Annotated in this window: 10 protein-coding genes; 9 read left to right on the top strand and 1 reads right to left on the bottom strand. The window is 61.9% G+C overall.

What is annotated here, in order from left to right:
• Positions 1 to 171: 171 nt before the first annotated feature.
• The 6 genes from recC (at position 172) to HX824_RS15085 (ending at position 11,835) form a co-directional block, all read left to right on the top strand.
• Complete coding sequence (recC, locus tag HX824_RS15110) at positions 172 to 3,621, top strand: exodeoxyribonuclease V subunit gamma (protein ID WP_177054757.1); 3,450 nt, start codon at positions 172 to 174, stop codon at positions 3,619 to 3,621.
• A complete protein-coding gene (recB, locus tag HX824_RS15105) occupies positions 3,618 to 7,295 on the top strand; it encodes an exodeoxyribonuclease V subunit beta (protein ID WP_177054756.1) in 3,678 nt (1,225 codons plus the stop codon). Before recC ends, recB begins: the two co-directional genes overlap by 4 nt.
• On the top strand, positions 7,292 to 9,343 hold the full coding sequence (gene recD / locus HX824_RS15100) for an exodeoxyribonuclease V subunit alpha (RefSeq protein ID WP_177054755.1): 2,052 nt from the start codon (positions 7,292 to 7,294) through the stop codon (positions 9,341 to 9,343). Before recB ends, recD begins: the two co-directional genes overlap by 4 nt.
• A 161-nt stretch (positions 9,344 to 9,504) precedes the next feature.
• Entirely contained in the window at positions 9,505 to 10,074 is a 570-nt protein-coding gene (locus tag HX824_RS15095) for a YfiR family protein (protein ID WP_032898591.1), read from the top strand.
• Positions 10,071 to 11,339: a diguanylate cyclase domain-containing protein gene (locus HX824_RS15090; RefSeq protein WP_102368026.1), complete on the top strand. Its 1,269-nt coding sequence runs from the start codon at positions 10,071 to 10,073 to the stop codon at positions 11,337 to 11,339. Before HX824_RS15095 ends, HX824_RS15090 begins: the two co-directional genes overlap by 4 nt.
• A gap of 4 nt (positions 11,340 to 11,343) precedes the next feature.
• On the top strand, positions 11,344 to 11,835 hold the full coding sequence (locus HX824_RS15085) for an OmpA family protein (RefSeq protein WP_003214188.1): 492 nt from the start codon (positions 11,344 to 11,346) through the stop codon (positions 11,833 to 11,835).
• A gap of 135 nt (positions 11,836 to 11,970) precedes the next feature.
• Here the strand turns inward: HX824_RS15085 and HX824_RS15080 are convergent, their stop codons facing one another.
• The gene (locus tag HX824_RS15080; protein ID WP_177054754.1) at positions 11,971 to 12,918 is read right to left on the bottom strand and encodes a LysR family transcriptional regulator; all 948 of its coding nucleotides are present in this window, start codon (positions 12,916 to 12,918) and stop codon (positions 11,971 to 11,973) included.
• A 131-nt stretch (positions 12,919 to 13,049) separates the two neighbouring features.
• Between HX824_RS15080 and HX824_RS15075 the strand changes: the two genes are divergently transcribed.
• The 3 genes from HX824_RS15075 to HX824_RS32620 all read left to right on the top strand — a co-directional run.
• Positions 13,050 to 14,567, top strand: coding sequence for a CoA-acylating methylmalonate-semialdehyde dehydrogenase (locus HX824_RS15075; protein ID WP_008430611.1), 1,518 nt, complete (start codon positions 13,050 to 13,052; stop codon positions 14,565 to 14,567).
• Positions 14,568 to 14,581: 14 nt separating this feature from the next.
• Positions 14,582 to 15,469: a 3-hydroxyisobutyrate dehydrogenase gene (mmsB, locus tag HX824_RS15070; protein ID WP_003214181.1), complete on the top strand. Its 888-nt coding sequence runs from the start codon at positions 14,582 to 14,584 to the stop codon at positions 15,467 to 15,469.
• An 868-nt stretch (positions 15,470 to 16,337) separates the two neighbouring features.
• A partial coding sequence (locus tag HX824_RS32620) for an Ig-like domain-containing protein (protein WP_177054753.1) occupies positions 16,338 to 18,550 on the top strand: 2,213 nt, incomplete at its 3' end.

Raw genomic sequence — 18,550 nt, 5'->3', positions numbered from 1 at the left:
GTCATCGTCAAGATTAAATTCCGAAACCCCTGATTGCTAACGCAATCAGGGGTTTTGTTTTGCGCGGTCGGAAAGTATGGCGAGCGTCTCCAAGGTTCCTCACTTGCAGCCTACGATTGTCTTCAATGCTAAAGTCCATCCCTCGATTTTGCTTTTCCCAAGGAAGCCGTTATGCCGGATGCGACGTCCCTCAGTGCTGGATTCATGGTGGTTCACGGCAACCGCCTGGATGAGCTGCGCAGCCTGGTTGTCAGCTGGATGCGCCGTTACCCGCTGGCTCCCCTGGAAAACGAAATCGCCCTGGTACAAAGCAACGGCATTGCCCAGTGGCTGAAACTGGCGCTGGCTGAAGACCCTGAAGACGACGACATGGGCGGTTGCGGCATCGCTGCCGCTATTGATGTGCAGCTTCCCGGTAGCTTCATGTGGCAGCTCTATCGCATGGTCCTGGGCAAAGACGAAATCCCGCCCAAGTCCCTGCTGGATAAAGCCCCACTGACCTGGCGTCTCATGCGCCTGTTGCCGGAGCTGATCGATCAGCCCCATTTCGAACCCCTGCAACGCTTCCTGACCCACGATACGGATCTGCGCAAACGCTACCAACTCGCGGAACGCCTCGCCGACCTGTTCGACCAATACCAGGTCTACCGTGCCGACTGGCTGGAAGATTGGGCTGCCGGTCGCCATCAACTGCGCAATGGCCGTGGCGAATCCAAACCTTTGAGCCCGGCCAACTGCTGGCAAGCCGAACTATGGCGCGCCCTGCTGTTGGACGTAGGAGAGGAGGGCATGGCTCAAAGTCGCGCCGGAGTTCACCAACGCTTTATCGAGCGCATCAATAGCCTGGAGCAGGCACCGATAGGCCTGCCCTCCCGCGTGATCGTGTTCGGCATTTCTTCCTTGCCAGCCCAAGCGCTGGAAGCCCTTGCCGGCCTCGCCCGTTTCAGCCAGGTGCTGCTGTGTGTGCACAACCCTTGTCGCCATCACTGGTCCGACATCGTCGCCGACAAAGACCTGCTCCGAAACGAATACAAGCGCCAGGCACGCAAGGCCGGAATGCCGGTCACCATCGACCCGCAAACCCTGCATCAGCACGCCCACCCGCTGCTCGCTGCCTGGGGTAAGCAAGGTCGCGACTACATCAACCTGTTGGACAGCTACGACGACCCCAACAGTTACCGCTCGGCATTCCGTGACGGTCGTATCGACCTGTTCAGCGAGAGCGAGCCCATCACCTTGCTCAACCAACTCCAGGACGACATCCTCGAACTGCGCCCCCTCAACGAAACCCGCGACCTCTGGCCAAGCGTCGACCTGGCGCGCGACACTTCCATCCGCTTCCACATCGCCCACAGTGCCCAGCGTGAAGTCGAAGTTCTTCACGACCAGTTACTGCAGCGCTTCAGCGCCGACCCCACGCTGCGCCCACGGGACATTATCGTCATGGTCCCCGACGTCGACAGCTACGCGCCGCATATTCGCGCCGTATTCGGCCAGCTTGAAAGAAGCGACCTACGCTTCATTCCGTTCACGCTTACGGACCAGGGCCAGCGCGGCCGCGATCCGTTACTGATCGCCGTCGAGCACCTGCTCAAGCTCCCGGACAGCCGCTTTCCGGTCAGCGAAATCCTCGACCTGCTCGACGTCCCGGCACTGCGGGAACGCTTCGCCATCAAGGAACGCGACCTGCCGACCCTGCACCGCTGGATCGAAGGCGCCGGTATCCGTTGGGGCCTCAACGCCGAACAACGCGCCGGCCTCGGCTTACCCCAGGAGCTGGAGCAAAACAGCTGGCGGTTCGGCCTGCGTCGTATGCTCCTGGGCTACGCCGTCGGTACGGGCTCTGCCTGCGATGGCATCGAGCCGTACGATGAAATCGGCGGACTCGATGCGGCCTTGATCGGCCCGCTGGTCGCACTGCTCGATGCGCTGCACGACGCCCACCAGGCACTTTCGCAACCTGCCGCGCCGACAGAGTGGGGCGAGCGCCTGCAAAACCTGATGCAGTTGTTCTTCCTCCCGAGCAACGAGCACGACGACTACCTGTTGGGTCAACTCGAGCAACTGAGAGAAACCTGGCTGGAGACCTGCGAGTCCGTCGGCCTGCATGACGAATTACCCCTGACCGTAGTCCGCGAGGCCTGGCTGGCAGGCCTCGACCAAGGCCGACTGTCCCAGCGCTTCCTCGCGGGAGCTGTCAATTTTTGTACCTTGATGCCCATGCGCGCGATCCCATTCAAGCTGGTTTGCCTACTCGGCATGAACGATGGCGACTACCCACGCGCGCAACCGCCGCTGGACTTCGACCTGATGGGCAGCGACTACCGCCCAGGCGATCGGTCACGCCGCGAAGACGACCGCTACCTGTTGCTCGAAGCCCTGCTCTCCGCCCGCGACCAGCTCTACATCAGTTGGGTCGGCCGCAGTATCCGCGACAACAGTGATCGCCCGGCATCGGTCCTGATCGGGCAGTTGCGCGACCACATTGCCAGCGGCTGGCACACCACCAGTGGCGAACCACTCCTGGAAGCCACCACCCAGGAACACCCGCTCCAGCCCTTCAGCGCCCGCTACTTCCATGAAGGTGACAAGCTGTTCAGCTACGCCCGCGAATGGCAGTTGCTCCACGCAACCCCGGACAGCGTGCCCGATACCGGCAGCCTCGCACCCTACACCCAGGAAGAACCGTTGAGCCTTGGCCAACTGCAAGACTTCCTGCGCAACCCGGTCAAACACTTTTTCAGCCAGCGCCTGAAAGTGTTTTTCGAAGCCGCCGAAGTCCCGCTGGAAGATGAAGAACCCTTCGTCCTCGATGCACTGCAGCGCTATAACCTGAGCGACAGTTTGCTCACGGCGGCACTCACCCGCCCCGACAACCTCGACGAAGCCCTCAACGCCCAGGCCCTGCGTCTGCAAGGCAGTGGCTTGTTGCCGATGGTTGGTTTCGGCGAATGCCTGCGCAAAGAACTGATCGAGCCTCTGCCCGACCTGTTGCAGCGTTACCAGCAACTCCTGGCACTCTGGCCCACTCCGCACACCAGCGCCGAACCGATCAGTTTTGAGCATCAAGGCATCCAGCTGGAAGGTTGGATCAGTGGCCTGCATCAACGCAGTGATGGCGGCTTTCTAAGCGTCACCGCCATCCCCAACAGCATCGGCTCGATCAAGACCCGTAAGTGGCATCGCCTGATTCGCCCATGGGTCAACCACCTGGTGGCCTGTGCCTGCGGCCTTCCGTTAAGTACCGGCCTGGTCGGCAGCGACGACACACTGCTATTGGCCCCACTTGAGCAAGCCACAGCCCGGGAGCTCCTCGGCAACCTGCTGCTCGCCTGGAAAACCGGCATGAGCGAACCACTGCCGGTCGCCGTTAAAACCGCATTCGCCTGGCTCGGTCAAACCGACCCGGCCAAAGCGCAAGCCGCCGCCAGCAAAGCCTACGAAGGCGACGGCCAAACCAGCGACGGCGAGCGCCGTGAAAGCCCTGCGCTCATCCGACAGTTCCCCGACTACGCCGCCTTGATGGCCAGCGAAGAGTTCGAAGGCTGGTGCGAAACCCTCTATCGACCGTTGATCAACGCTCCCTGGCGATCACTCACCAGCGCGGAGGCCAGCGCATGAGCGGTACAAAACCCCTGGCCCTGGCCTTCCCGCTCAAGGGCAGCCAACTGATCGAAGCCAGTGCCGGCACAGGCAAGACATTCACTATCTCAGCGCTCTACCTGCGGCTGGTACTCGGCCACGGAGGGGACGAATCGGGTTTCGGCCGCGAGTTGCTGCCGCCGCAAATTCTCGTCGTGACCTTCACCGATGCCGCCACCAAAGAGCTGCGTGAACGCATCCGAATCCGCCTGGCAGAAGCCGCGCGTTTTTTCCGCGAAGAAATCGAAGAACCCGACGCGTTGATCGCCGAACTGCGCGACCAATACAGCCCCGAACAATGGCCCGGCTGTGCCAATCGCCTGGACATCGCCGCCCAGTGGATGGATGAAGCCGCCGTCTCGACCATTCACAGCTGGTGCCAGCGTATGCTGCGCGAGCACGCCTTCGACAGCGGCAGCCTGTTCACCCAGACCCTGGAGACCGACCACAGCGACCTGCTCGGCGAAGTGCTGCGCGACTACTGGCGGCTGTTCTGCTACCCGATGCACGACGATGCGCTGAACTGGGTGCGCAACAATTGGGGCGGCCCGGCGGCCCTGATGCCACGGGTACGCGCGCTGTTCGGCAGCGAGCGGCCCACGGATGAAACGCGTGACCCCGCCGAGCTGATCAACGAATGCCTGCAAGAGCGCCGCCAAGCCCTCGTCGCGCTCAAGGCACCCTGGCAACAATGGGCAGAAGAATTGCGCAACATTTGCCTGCAGGCCGTCGCCGCCAAAGCCGTCGATGGTCGCAAGATGCAAGCCCGTTACTTCGAACCCTGGTTCGAAAAAATCAGCGCCTGGGCAGCTGACGAGTCTCTCGAACAACTGGACATCGGCACCGGTTTCACCCGCCTGACCCCCGACGGCATGGCCGAAGCCTGGAAAGGCGAACCACCACGCCATCCGGGTATCGACGCCATGGCCAGTCTCAAGGCCAGCCTCGACGCCCTGCCAACGCCCGATGCTGCTGTACTGCAACACGCCGCCGGCTGGGTGGGGAAACGCTTCGAAGAAGAAAAGCGCCGGCGCGCCGAAATGGGCTTCGACGACATGCTGATCCGCCTCAACGCCGCCCTGCAAGCCGACGGCGGCGAGCGTTTGGCCAGCGTGATCCGCGAGCAATTCCCGGTTACCCTGATCGACGAATTCCAGGACACCGACCCGGTGCAATACAGCATCTTCGACAGTATCTACCGCATCGAAGAAAACCACCTCGACAGCGGCCTGTTCCTGATCGGCGACCCAAAGCAGGCGATCTACGCCTTCCGTGGCGCCGACATCTACACCTACCTGCGCGCGCGCCAGTCCACCACCGGCCGCCATCACACCCTGGGCACCAACTTCCGTTCGAGCCACGCCATGGTCGAGGCGGTAAACCACGTATTCCAGCGCGCAGAAAAAGGCCGTGGAGCGTTCCTGTTCCGTGAACCAGACGGTACGAATCCGGTGCCGTTCCAGTCGGTATTGTCCCAAGGCCGTAAGGAACAACTGCAGGTCAACGGTCAGACGTTGCCTGCGCTGAATCTCTGGCATCTACCCACCGACCAGCCGATCTCCGGCGTGCTCTACCGCCAACAGTTGGCCGCGTCCTGCGCCAGTCAAATCGTCGCGTTACTCAATGGCGGCCAGCAGGGAACTGCCGGATTCCTCGGCAAAGACGCTAGCTTCAAAGGCGTGCTGCCGTCAGACATCGCCATCCTCGTGCGCGACGGCAAGGAAGCCCAGGCCGTGCGCGGTGAACTGGCTGCCCGTGGCGTGCGCAGCGTTTACCTTTCCGATAAGGATTCCGTGTTCGCCGCCCAGGAAGCCCACGACCTGCTGGCCTGGCTCAAGGCCTGTGCCGAGCCGGACGTCGAGCGCCCACTGCGCGCCGCCCTGGCTTGCGTCACCTTGAACCTGTCGCTGCCCGAACTGGAGCGTCTGAACCAGGACGAACTGGCGTGGGAACAACGCGTAATGCAGTTCCGCGATTACCGTACGATCTGGCGCACCCAAGGCGTGCTGCCGATGCTGCGGCGCCTGTTGCACGACTTCAAATTGCCGCAAACCCTGATCACCCGCAGCGATGGCGAGCGGGTATTGACCAACCTGTTGCACCTCTCGGAATTGCTGCAACAGGCGGCCGCAGAGCTGGACGGTGAACAAGCGCTGATTCGCCATCTGGCCGAACATCTCGCGCTTTCCGGCCAGGCCGGTGAAGAGCAGATCCTGCGCCTGGAAAGTGATGAACAACTGGTCAAAGTGGTAACGATCCACAAATCCAAGGGGCTGGAATACGACCTGGTTTTCCTGCCGTTCATTTGCTCGGCAAAACCGGTGGATGGCAGCCGCCTGCCGTTGCATTACCACGACGCAAACGGCAAATCCCAGGTCAGCCTCAGGCCCACCGCCGAGTTGATCGCCCAAGCCGACGATGAACGGCTGGCCGAAGACTTGCGTCTGTTTTACGTGGCGCTGACCCGCGCCAAACACGCCTGCTGGCTGGGCATCGCCGACCTCAAGCGTGGCAATAACAACAGCTCGGTGCTGCACCTGTCGGCCCTGGGCTACTTGCTCGGCGGCGGCGCTTCACTTGGCGAGTCCGGCGGCCTGGCCCGCTGGTTGCTTGACCTGCAGGAAGGTTGCCCGGCACTGCATTACGCAGAAATGCCCGAGGCCGATGCGGTCGTATTCCACCCGCCGCGTAACGAAGCCACCTTGCTCGCGCCGCTGCTGCCCAAGCGCAAGGCGGCAGAAAACTGGTGGATCGCTTCCTACAGTGCGCTGCGTATCGGCGAGAGCATGAGTGCGGCGAGCCTCGAAGCACCGGAAAGCCCACAAGCGCAGAAGCTGTTCGATGACGAACGCCTCGACCCGGATGCCCCACGCGAAGTGCCGGCTTCCGGTGGCGATATTCACCGTTTCCCACGCGGGCCGAATCCCGGCACCTTTCTCCATGGCCTACTGGAATGGGCGGGCGGCGAAGGCTTCAATGTTACCCCGGAGGCCATCGAAGATGCGGTCGCCCGCCGCTGCAACCGACGCGGCTGGGAAGGCTGGATCGGCACACTCGGCGGTTGGCTCGGGCATCTGTTGCAAGCCCGGTTGCCGCTGGGCAACGGGCAGGTGGCCCTTAGCGAGTTGCGGCAGTACCAGATCGAAATGGAGTTCTGGTTTGCCAGCCACAAGGTCGACGTCCTCGCACTCGACAAACTGGTGTGCCAGCACACTCACAATGGCGTATCCCGCGTGGCCGCCGAACCGGTGCTGCTCAATGGCATGTTCAAGGGTTTTATCGACCTGACCTTTGAGCACGAAGGCCGCTACTACGTGGCCGACTACAAATCCAATTGGCTTGGTCCCGATGATTCGGCCTACACGCAGCAGGCCATGGAACTGTCGATCCTCGACCATCGTTACGACCTGCAATACGTACTTTACCTGCTGGCCCTGCATCGCCAGCTGAAGGCGCGGCTGCCGGATTACGACTACGACCGTCACGTCGGCGGCGCGTTGTACCTGTTCCTGCGGGGCACCCATTCCGCGAGCCAGGGCGCGTATTTCACCCGACCACCCCGGGAATTGATCGAGAGCCTGGACCTGCTGTTCCAGGGCAAACCGCTACCACCCAAGGCCGAGCCCGCCTGGGAACAAGGAGAGCTGCTATGAGCCTGTCGCCGTTACCGCTTGAGGAGCTGACGCCCCTCAGCCGCGCCGCCGACCTGGTGCAACTGCTCGATCTCTGGGTGCAGCGCGGCTGGTTGCGCGCGCTGGACAAGGCCTTTGTCGGCTTCCTCCACGAACTCGATCCGCAGGCTGACCCTTTAGTCCTGCTGGCCGCGGCCCTGACCAGCCACCAACTGGGCCATGGCCATGTGTGCCTGGACCTGTTCGAAACCCTCAAGGCCCCGGATTTCGCTCTGTCGCTGCCACCCGAAGGCGATGTGCAAACCGGCGTCATGCTGCTGCCATCACAGTTGCTCGACGGCCTGGACGGCGCCCATTGGTGCCATGCCCTGGCCGCCAGCCGTCTGGTGGCACTGGCCGTCGACGGCAGCGAGGAGGCGCAAAGCCGGCCACTGGTGCTGTCGGGCAAGCGCCTGTACTTGCGCCGCTACTGGACCTACGAACGGCGCATCGACAGCGCTTTGCGCCTGCGACTCGCCACCCGGGAAAGCGTTGCCGCCGATCTGCCCGAACGCCTGAATCGCCTGTTCGACCAGGCCCCGCCAGACGGTGTGGTCGACTGGCAAAAACTCGCCTGCGCCTTGGCCACCCGCGGTGCATTCAGCATCGTCACCGGCGGGCCGGGTACCGGCAAGACCACCACGGTGGTGCGTTTGCTTGCGCTGTTGCAGGCCCCCGCCGTGGAAGCGGGCAGCGCGTTGCGCATCCGTCTGGCCGCGCCCACCGGCAAGGCGGCCGCGCGCTTGACCGAGTCCATCAGCCAGCAAGTGCTGTCGCTGAAAGTGCCTGATGCGGTGAAGGAAAAAATCCCGACCCAGGTCACCACCGTTCACCGTTTGCTCGGCAGCCGTCCCGGCACCCGACACTTCCGGCATCACATCGGCAATCCGTTGCCCCTGGATGTGCTGGTAGTGGACGAAGCCTCGATGATCGACCTGGAAATGATGGCCAACCTGCTGGACGCCTTGCCACCCCATGCTCGCCTGGTACTGCTGGGTGACAAGGACCAGTTGGCCTCGGTTGAAGCCGGGGCGGTGCTGGGGGATTTGTGCCGCGACGCCGAAGTCGGTTTCTACAGCCCGCAAACCCGCCAGTGGCTGCAACAGGTCAGCGGCGAAGACCTCGGCGCCAGCGGCCTGCAGGAAGACCTCGACGGTAGCCACCCCTTGGCGCAACAAGTGGTGATGCTGCGTTACTCGCGGCGTTTCGGCGAAGGCAGCGGCATTGGCCAACTGGCCCGCTGGGTCAACCAGCAAAACCCTGAGCAGGCCCGCAAACTGCTGGCTGCCCGCAGCCATGCCGACCTGTTTTGCGTCAGCCTCAAGGGCGAGCACGACCATGCCCTGGACCGCCTGGTGCTGGACGGCCATGGCGACGGTGCCCACGGTTATCGCCATTACCTGAAACTGCTGCAGACCGCGCGTCCGTCCCTGGACACGCCACGGGATGACGAGGCCTGGACGCTCTGGGCGCAAAAGCTGCTGAAAGCCTTCGACGCTTTCCAGCTGCTCTGCGCCGTACGCAAGGGCCCATGGGGCGTGGAGGGCTTGAACCTGCGCATCACCGCCGCGCTGCTCAAGGCCCGGCTGATCGACAGCGACCAGCAATGGTACGAAGGGCGTCCGGTGTTGATGACTCGCAACGATTACGGCCTGGGCCTGATGAACGGCGATATCGGTATCGCCCTCAAGCTGCCCGAAAGCGACGGCGGGCCGCAGGTTCTGCGCGTCGCGTTCCCGCGCAACGATGGCCAGGGCGGCGTACGGTTTGTGTTGCCCAGCCGGCTCAACGACGTCGAAACCGTCTATGCGATGACGGTGCACAAATCTCAGGGCTCTGAATTCACCCACACCGCACTGATTCTGCCGGACGCCTTGAACCCGGTGCTCACCAAAGAGCTGATCTACACCGGCATCACCCGCGCCAAGGACTGGTTCAGCCTGATCGAACCCCGGGGTGGCGTATTCGAAGAGGCGGTGAGCCGCAAGGTGAAACGCTTGAGTGGGCTGATGCTGGAACTGGGCACTTGATCGTCAAAGAAGCTGACCGATGGGACATCTAAATTTTCTGATCCAAATGTGTGATTTTTCTTAATAAAATGTCGGAATCCTCCTGGGTGTCGCCTCGGGGGTTTTCCGCCGTTGTGCTATCGTTGCGGCATCATCCCGAGAAGATCAAAGAGAATCGCTGCATGAACGTGGCTGTCTCGCCCACAGAGCGAAGTTTGAGCTGGAGACGAATGCTGCTGTTGGCGCTTCTGTGCGTGTTCACGCCCCTCGTTTTTGCCCAGCCGCCTGCCGGCATGGCCGATCAGCGGGCCAAGGCCGTCACCCAGGTGGTCCTGGGAATTCTCAGTTACGCCCGCTGGCCGGTAGAGCCCGCGCAATTGCGTTTGTGCATCGTCGGGCCAACCCAATACACCGATGACCTGGTCAAAGGCACCACCCAGGCTACCGGCCGTCCGGTAGTGGTGCAGCGTTTGCTGGCCGACCATCCAGACATCGCCAATGCCTGCGACGCCGTGTACATCGGCCAATTGACCAGCGACGAGCGCAGCCGCCTGTTCGCGGCATTGATCGGCCATCCGGTGCTCAGCATCAGCGAAGGCGGCGACCAATGCACCGTGGGCAGCCTGTTCTGCCTGCGGGTAGCCGACGAACAGGTGTCGTTCGAGGTCAACCTGGATTCCGTTGCCCGTAGCGGTGTGCGCATTCATCCGAGTGTGCTGCAGCTGTCCCGACGTCGAGCGCCGGGGTCATGAGTGTCGATAAGGCGCCAGTGCGTCCTACCTTGCGTTCAGTGATCGGGCGCGGGCACCTGAGCCTGGCGCTGATGGCCGTCAGCATGGCCAGTATTTCCCTGACCCTGCTCGGCGTGCTCGCGCTGCGGGTGTATGCCGACCACAACCTGCACCTGATCGCCCGCTCCATCAACTACACCGTGGAAGCGGCCGTGGTGTTCAACGACAGCGCGGCGGCCACCGAGGCGTTGGGCGTGATCGCCTCGGAGGAAGAAGTGGCCGAGGCGGAAGTCTTCAACGTCGACGGCAAGCAACTGGCCCACTGGGAGCGCCCTGAAACCGGGATGCTGTCGATGATTGAGCTGCAGTTGGCGCATGCCCTGCTCGAACAACCCATCACCCAGCCGATCCTGCACCAGGGCCAGGTCATCGGCAGCGTGCACCTGACCGGCCACGGCGGCAGCCTGTTGCGCTTCCTGCTCAGCGGCCTTGCCGGGATTCTGGTGTGCACCGCCCTCAGCGCCTGGGTTGCACTGTACCTGGCGCGGCGTTTGTTACGCGGCATCACCGGGCCGTTGCACAGCCTGGCCTCGGTGGCCCACGCCGCCCGAAGCGAGCGGGCCTTTGACCGACGCGTACCGCCGGCGAAAATCGCCGAACTCGACAGCCTGGGCAATGACTTCAATGCCCTGCTCGACGAACTGGAGGCCTGGCAGACCCACCTGCAAAGCGAAAACGAAACCCTCGCCCACCAGGCCAGCCACGACAGCCTGACCGGGCTGCCCAACCGTGCGTTCTTCGAAGGGCGGCTGATCCGCGCCCTGCGCAGCGCCGCCAAGCTCAACGAGAAAGTGGCGGTCTTGTTCCTCGACAGCGACCGCTTTAAAGACATCAACGACAACTTCGGCCACGCCGCCGGCGATGCGGTATTGGTGGCAGTGGCTAAGCGCATTCGTGCGCAACTGCGAGAAGACGACCTGGTGGCACGCCTGGGCGGCGATGAATTCGCCATCTTGCTGTCGCCTTTGCACCGACTTGAGGACGCCCAGCGCATTGCCGAAAAAATCATCGCCAGCATGGACGCGCCCATTGCGCTGCCCGGCGACGCCCACGTATTGACCTCACTCAGTATCGGCATCGCCGTCTACCCCGATCATGGCGCCACCCCCGGTAACCTGCTCAACGCCGCCGACGCGGCGATGTACCAGGCCAAACGGCTTTCCCAGGGGGGGCAGCAAACGGCGGAATCGGAGTCCCCCGCCGCCGACGTTCAACACAGGAGTTGATCCCTTGTTCTCGACCGCACGCTTTTTATTCATCACCTTGCTCGTGGCTCTGCTCGCCCTGAGCGGCTGCCAGACCCCGCCGCCAAAAGGCCTGACACCGGCGCAAATCGCCGTGCTCAAACAGCAGGGTTTTGAACTGACTGACGAAGGCTGGGCCTTCGGCCTCTCGGGCAAGGTGCTGTTTGGCAGCGACGTCGAAAGTCTGAATGCCCCCAGCACCGAGATCGTCCAGCGCATCGGCAAGGCGCTGCTGGGCGTGGGGATTGAGCGCGTGCGGGTCGACGGCCACACCGACGCCTCGGGCAAGGAAACCTACAACCAGCAACTGTCCCTGCGCCGAGCCAAAAGCGTCGCGCACGTGTTGGCAGGCGTTGGGATGAAAGAAGAAAACGTACAACTGCGCGGGCTGGGCAGCAGCGAGCCGGTGGCGTCCAACGCGACAGCGGCCGGGCGCACCGAGAATCGCCGGGTGTCGATTGTGGTAATTGCGGACTAGTCTGGCTTTCGGGCAGTTCGAGTTGGAATGCAATCAATGTGGGAGCCGGGCTTGCCCGCGATGGCGGTGGATCAGTTGATGTATTGGGTGACTGACACACTGCTATCGCGGGCAAGCCCGGCTCCCACATTTTATTTAATCGGCAAACACCATCTCCCGCGTTTCCCCCATCAACAACGGCTGATTATGCTCGGTCACCTCACGGATGTAATCCCACAGCAGGGTGATCCGTTTCAACTTCCTCAAGTCCTCGCGGCAGTACATCCAGAACTGCCGCGTAATGTTTATCTCCTTCGAAAGCACCGGCAGCAATCGCGGGTCCTGCGCCGCCAAAAAGCACGGCAGGATCGCCAGCGAGCGCCCTTGCTGCGCCGCCACATACTGCGCAATCACGCTGGTGCTGCGCAAACTGGCGCTGGCGCCGGGCACCACATTGGCCAGGTACAGCAGCTCCGAACTGAACGCTAAATCATCCACGTAGCTGATAAACGGATGCTCGGCCAGGTCCGCCGCCCGGCGGATAGGCGGGTGCTGGTCCAGGTATTCCTGCGTCGCGTACAGCTGCAGCTTGTAGTCGCACAGCTTGCAGCACACGTACGGCCCGTGTTCCGGCCGCTCCAGGGCGATGACGATATCCGCCTCGCGCTTGGACAGGCTGATGAAGTGGGGCAGGGGCAGGATGTCCACCGAGATCGCCGGGTAGGTGTCGACGAAGTGGCTCAGTTGCGGGGTGACGAAGAAGCTGCCGAACCCTTCGGTGCAGCCCATGCGCACGTGGCCGGACAGCGCCACGCCGGAGCCGGAAACCTGTTCGCAGGCCATGTGCAACGTGCTTTCGATGGACTCGGCGTAGCCCAGCAGGCGCTGGCCTTCGGTGGTCAATACGAAGCCGTTGGTCCGGGACTTTTCAAACAGGAGAGTGCCCAACGATCCTTCAAGGGAACTGATGCGCCGCGACACCGTGGTGTAGTCCACCGCCAGGCGCTTGGCAGCGACGCTGGCCTTGCGGGTACGCGCGACTTCGAGGAAAAACTTCAGGTCATCCCAGTTCAGGGAGCCCAGTGACGTGATGTTTTTTTGCATATTGGACCGGCTTTTATGTGCGTTCTTATTAGAAGTTTGCACATCTATACTCCAAAAACAGTCCGAACGCCTCATCCTCAAGGCGATTCAACGCCTTGGTTCTCTGCATACCTACAAGAATTGGAGACCACATGAACGCATCTGCCGATATTTCCGTAAAACAGGTCAAGCTGCTGATCAACGGCGAGTGGGTCGAATCCAGGACCACCGAATGGCAAGACATCGTCAACCCCGCTACCCAGCAAGTGCTGGCCCGCGTACCGTTTTCCACCCCTGAAGAAGTCAACGCTGCCATCGACGCCGCCCATCGCGCCTTCCAGACCTGGAAGCTGACGCCGATCGGTGCGCGCATGCGCATCATGCTCAAGCTGCAAGCCTTGATCCGCGAGCACTCCAAGCGCATCGCCGTGGTCCTGAGTGCCGAGCAGGGCAAGACCATTGCCGACGCTGAAGGCGACATTTTCCGTGGCCTGGAAGTGGTCGAGCACGCGTGCTCCATCGGCACCCTGCAGATGGGCGAATTCGCTGAAAACGTCGCCGGCGGTGTGGATACCTACACCCTGCGCCAGCCGATCGGCGTGTGCGCCGGCATCACCCCGTTCAACTTCCCGGCGATGATTCCGCTGTGGATGTTCCCGATGGCCATTGCCTGCGGTAACACGTTCGTACTCAAGCCATCGGAACAGGACCCGCTGTCGACCCTGCTGCTGGTTGAACTGGCGCTGGAAGCCGGGGTGCCAGCCGGCGTGCTGAACGTGGTTCACGGCGGCAAGGACGTGGTGGATGCGCTGTGCACCCACAAAGATATCAAGGCCGTGTCCTTCGTCGGTTCGACCGCCGTGGGGACTCACGTCTACGACCTCGCCGGTAAACACGGCAAGCGCGTGCAATCGATGATGGGCGCCAAGAACCACGCCGTGGTGCTGCCGGATGCCAATCGCGAACAAACCCTGAACGCCCTGGTCGGTGCCGGTTTCGGTGCGGCGGGTCAGCGTTGCATGGCAACTTCCGTGGTGGTGCTGGTAGGCGCGGCCAAGCAATGGCTGCCGGACCTCAAGGCCCTGGCGCAAAAGCTCAAGGTGAACGCCGGCAGCGAAGCCGGTACCGATGTGGGTCCGGTAATCTCCAAGCGCGCCAAGGCACGCATTCTCGACCTGATCGAAAGCGGCGTAAAAGAAGGTGCCAAGCTGGAGCTGGATGGCCGCGGCATCAAGGTGCCGGGCTTCGAGGACGGTAACTTCGTCGGCCCAACTCTGTTCTCCGGCGTGACCACCGACATGCAGATCTACACCCAGGAAATCTTCGGCCCGGTGCTGGTGGTGCTGGAAGTCGACACCCTCGACCAAGCCATCGCCCTGGTCAACGCCAACCCGTTCGGCAACGGCACCGGCCTGTTCACCCAGAGCGGCGCGGCAGCGCGTAAATTCCAGAGCGAAATCGATGTGGGCCAGGTCGGCATCAACATCCCGATCCCCGTGCCGGTTCCGTTCTTCAGCTTCACCGGTTCCCGTGGTTCGAAACTCGGCGACCTGGGCCCGTACGGCAAGCAAGTGGTGCAGTTCTACACCCAGACCAAAACCGTCACCAGCCGCTGGTTCGACGACGACAGCGTCAACGATGGCGTCAACACCACCATCAACCTGCGCTGATCGAGGAGACGACCATGAAGATTGCATTTATCGGCCTGGGCAACATGGGCGCGCCGATGGCGCGCAACCTGATCAAGGCTGGCCATGCGCTGAACCTGTTCGACCTGAACCAGACCGTGCTCAAGGAACTGGCGGAACTGGGCGGCACCATCAGCGCTTCACCGCGCGCGGCAGCCGAAGGCGCCGAGTTGGTGGTGACCATGCTCCCGGCTGCGGCCCATGTGCGCAGTGTGTGGCTCGGTGAAGACGGCGTGCTCGCCGGCATCGGCAAAGGCGTGCCGGCGGTGGATTGCAGCACCATCGACCCGCAGACCGCCCGCGATGTAGCGGCGGCGGCAGCGAAACAAGGCGTGGTGATGGCGGATGCTCCAGTGTCCGGCGGCACCGGCGGTGCCCAGGCCGGGACGTTGACCTTCATGGTCGGCGCCACCCCGGAACTGTTCGCCACCCTGCAACCGGTGCTGGCGCAGATGGGCCGCAACATCGTCCATTGCGGCGAAGTCGGCACCGGGCAAATCGCCAAGATCTGCAACAACCTGCTGCTGGGTATCACCATGGTCGGCGTCAGCGAAGCCATGGCCCTGGGCGATGCGCTGGGCATCGACACCCAAGTGTTGGCGGGAATCATCAACAGCTCCACCGGGCGCTGCTGGAGTTCGGACACCTACAACCCATGGCCCGGGATTATCGAGACGGCGCCGTCGTCCCGGGGTTATACCGGTGGGTTTGGTGCAGAACTGATGCTCAAGGATCTGGGACTGGCCACTGAAGCGGCCCGCCAGGCACACCAGCCGGTGATCCTCGGCGCAGTGGCGCAGCAGTTGTATCAATCGATGAGCCAACGTGGGGAAGGGGGCAAGGACTTCTCGGCGATCATCAACAGCTATCGAAAACCAAAGTAGGGCAATTGTCCTTCTTCACTGTGGGCCCCTGATTTTTACTGCGTAGACCTTCCAGCACCAGCTCACTACTGGTGCTTTTTTTTGGCCTGAATAAACCCCTTCGCGACGTTTGTGGGAGGGCGGTATTACTTATCGACTAATGCCTAGGGATAAGGTTTTTTTGCATTGTTATAGTTGTGAAATAAACTTTTACAAGTTTCAGGTGTGACGCTGAAATATCATGTTTTTGATCATGGGTTATTCATTTGGTGAGTGTCCATGGGGCGCTCGATTATCATGCCGTTATAATTGATTTCTCGGTTGTGTGTATTCGGTTTGTCGTGGCTTCCCTCATTAAACACCCATGTTTATTGCGTGTTTACATTTCTCTTTGATGTTGACTACTGCCTCGCTAGTATCGGTTTTGCGAGCGTGGTCATGGTTGCTGCGTCTCGATAACTTCCGCCGAAGCGTTGTACTTTCAAAGTTGTGCAGGTGTGTCAGAGATGGCTAGCGAATGGATGCGTACATCGGGTTTCCCAGGGCTATCGGCCTCATCGAACGAGGCCGCCCTGGAACTTGAAAAAGCCCGCATCCTGGCCCGTCACCTCTCCCGGTTGCTCGACCTCTGGGCTGCGATGCAGTCCAGCCCAAGGCCCGGGCAGGCTTATTCTGACGCCAAGGATGTGCCACCTCATTCGGTGTCAGCGTGTTGCAAGCGCACGCGTGTGGGTCTGCAATGTCGTGAAGAAACCGGCGTCGGTTGATCGCTGTAAATCCTGACCAGTCCTATATAAACGCAAAAAGAGTTTCGTGCTCGGCGGTAACTACCGTCGTGGGCATTCGCTCGCGCTGAAATACGTGTGTCCATATAAAAAACGGGTGAGAGATGAAAAACATAACTATTGTCGACAAGGCAACGGGGACGGCGACAGAGCATGCCTTTGGCAACGCCAGCCTCAAGGGAACCAGCATTGTAAAACTGCCGTTCGGACAAGAAAGCGTTCAATCGTTTCAACAGTCCGGCCAAAACCTGGTGGTCACTCTGAAGTCTGGAGAAACCATCACCATTCAGAACTTTTTTGTGGTGGGAGCCGACGGCTCCGCTAACCAACTAGTACTGGAAAATGCCGACGGAACATTGTTGCTCGGCAACTATTCCACGCCGTATTCGGGTTTCAACTTCACCGAAATCTCGACCCTGGATGACCTGGGTGTGGCAGCCATTGCCGCTGACAGTGCGGTGCCGGACTGGGTGCTGTGGGGCTTGGGCATCCTCGCCGTCGGCGGTACCGCCGCGGCATTGAGCGGTGGTGGCGGTGGTGGTGGCCATCATCATCAAACGCCAGTTCCTGCACCCGGTGCTGCGACCGGTTTATCGGTCAACAGCGCGGGCACGGTGGTCAGCGGTAAAGGTCAGCCTGGCACCACAGTCACCGTCAAGGATGCCGCCGGTAACGTACTGGGCACAGGCACTGTGGGTACCGACGGCAACTTCCAGGTCAACCTGGACAAGCCGCAAACCAATGGCGAAACCCTGCAAGTCGTCCTCAAGGATGCCGCGGGTCAGGAATCGCAACCTGCGTCTGTGGTAGCGGGTGATACAACCGCCCCCGCCGCACCGAACGGTTTGACCGTCAGTGCAGACGGTACAACCGTCAGCGGTAAGGGCGAGCCTAATTCGACCGTGATCATCAAGGATGCCAATGGCGAGGTCCTCGGCACCGGCACCGTGGATGCTGAAGGCAACTTCCAGGTCACCCTGGGAACTGCGCAAACCAATGGCGAAACCCTGCAAGTCACCCTCAAGGATGCTGCCGGCAATGAATCGTCCGCCAGCCCCGTGGTGGCGGGCGACAGCACCGCCCCGGATGCGCCGACCAACCTGGTGATCAGTGCCGATGGCGCAACTGTCAGCGGTAAAGGTGAACCGAACACTGCCGTGAGCATCAAGGATGCCAGCGGCAACGTGATCGGTACGGGCACCGTCGGCGCGGATGGCAATTTCCAGGTTTCGCTCGACACACCCGCGTCCGAAGGCGAAAGCCTGGCGATCACGCTCAAAGACGCTGCCGGCAATGAGTCGGCTCCGGGTGCGCTGGTTGTCGCCGATATTGAGACACCGCTTGCGCCGCGCAACCTGGCAATCAGTGACGTGGGTGACACGCTCAGCGGTGAAGGCGCCGCGGCCCACAAAGTCATCATCCTCAACGATGCTGGTGAAGTGGTCGGCAGCGGAACAGTGGCAGATGACGGCACATTCCTGGTGCAACTGAACTCGCTGCACATCAATGGCGAGCGGCTACGCGTGTTCCTGCGCAACTTCTCGGGCAAGGAATCCCTGCCAGGCATCGTCATCGCGGGGGACACCATCGCCCCGGATGCCCCAACCAACCTGGTGGTTGGCGAAGATGGCAGCACCGTCACCGGCAAGGGCGAACCGCGCGCGACCGTTACCGTGAAAGACGCCGATGGCAACGTGATCGGCACTGGCACGGTCGGCGACGACGGTAATTTTCAAGTCACCCTGGATCCGCTTCAGGTTAACGGCGAAACACTGGCTGTCACATTGACCGATGCAGCAGGCAACGAGTCTGTTCCGGCTTCTGTGATCGCTGTTGATATTGATGATACGGACGCGGATGCTGATGCCGACGCCGACGCCGACGCCGACGCCGACGCCGACGCCGACGCCGACGCCGACGCCGACGCCGACGCCGACGCCGACGCTGATGCCGATGCCGATGCGGACGCTGATGCGGACGCTGATGCTGATGCTGATGCTGATGCTGATGCCGACGCCGACGCCGACGCCGACGCCGACGCCGACGCCGACGCCGACGCCGATGCGGACGCTGACGCTGACGCTGATGCGGATGCGGATGCGGATGCGGATGCTGACGCGGATGCCGATGCTGATGCTGATGCTGATGCTGACGCGGACGCGGATGCGGATGCCGATGCTGATGCCGACGCTGATGCGGATGCGGATGCGGATGCGGATGCGGATGCGGATGCGGATGCCGACGCTGATGCTGATGCTGATGCTGATGCTGATGCTGATGCTGATGCTGATGCGGACGCCGATGCCGATGCCGATGC

Source organism: Pseudomonas sp. D4002 (assembly GCF_013385665.1).
Lineage (GTDB): Bacteria > Pseudomonadota > Gammaproteobacteria > Pseudomonadales > Pseudomonadaceae > Aquipseudomonas.
The sequence above is the reverse complement of the archived record's forward strand: the minus strand, read 5'-3'. Positions and strand labels throughout refer to the sequence as shown.

What these genes read in the sequence shown, in the direction of transcription:
- recD (WP_177054755.1), top strand. Translation starts at nt 7,292, where the DNA reads ATGAGCCTGTCGCCGTTACCGCTTGAGGAGCTGACGCCCCTCAGCCGC.
- HX824_RS15075 (WP_008430611.1), top strand. Translation starts at nt 13,050, where the DNA reads ATGAACGCATCTGCCGATATTTCCGTAAAACAGGTCAAGCTGCTGATC.
- recB (WP_177054756.1), top strand. Translation starts at nt 3,618, where the DNA reads ATGAGCGGTACAAAACCCCTGGCCCTGGCCTTCCCGCTCAAGGGCAGC.
- HX824_RS15095 (WP_032898591.1), top strand. Translation starts at nt 9,505, where the DNA reads ATGAACGTGGCTGTCTCGCCCACAGAGCGAAGTTTGAGCTGGAGACGA.
- recC (WP_177054757.1), top strand. Translation starts at nt 172, where the DNA reads ATGCCGGATGCGACGTCCCTCAGTGCTGGATTCATGGTGGTTCACGGC.
- HX824_RS15090 (WP_102368026.1), top strand. Translation starts at nt 10,071, where the DNA reads ATGAGTGTCGATAAGGCGCCAGTGCGTCCTACCTTGCGTTCAGTGATC.
- mmsB (WP_003214181.1), top strand. Translation starts at nt 14,582, where the DNA reads ATGAAGATTGCATTTATCGGCCTGGGCAACATGGGCGCGCCGATGGCG.
- HX824_RS15080 (WP_177054754.1), bottom strand. Translation starts at nt 12,918, where the DNA reads ATGCAAAAAAACATCACGTCACTGGGCTCCCTGAACTGGGATGACCTG.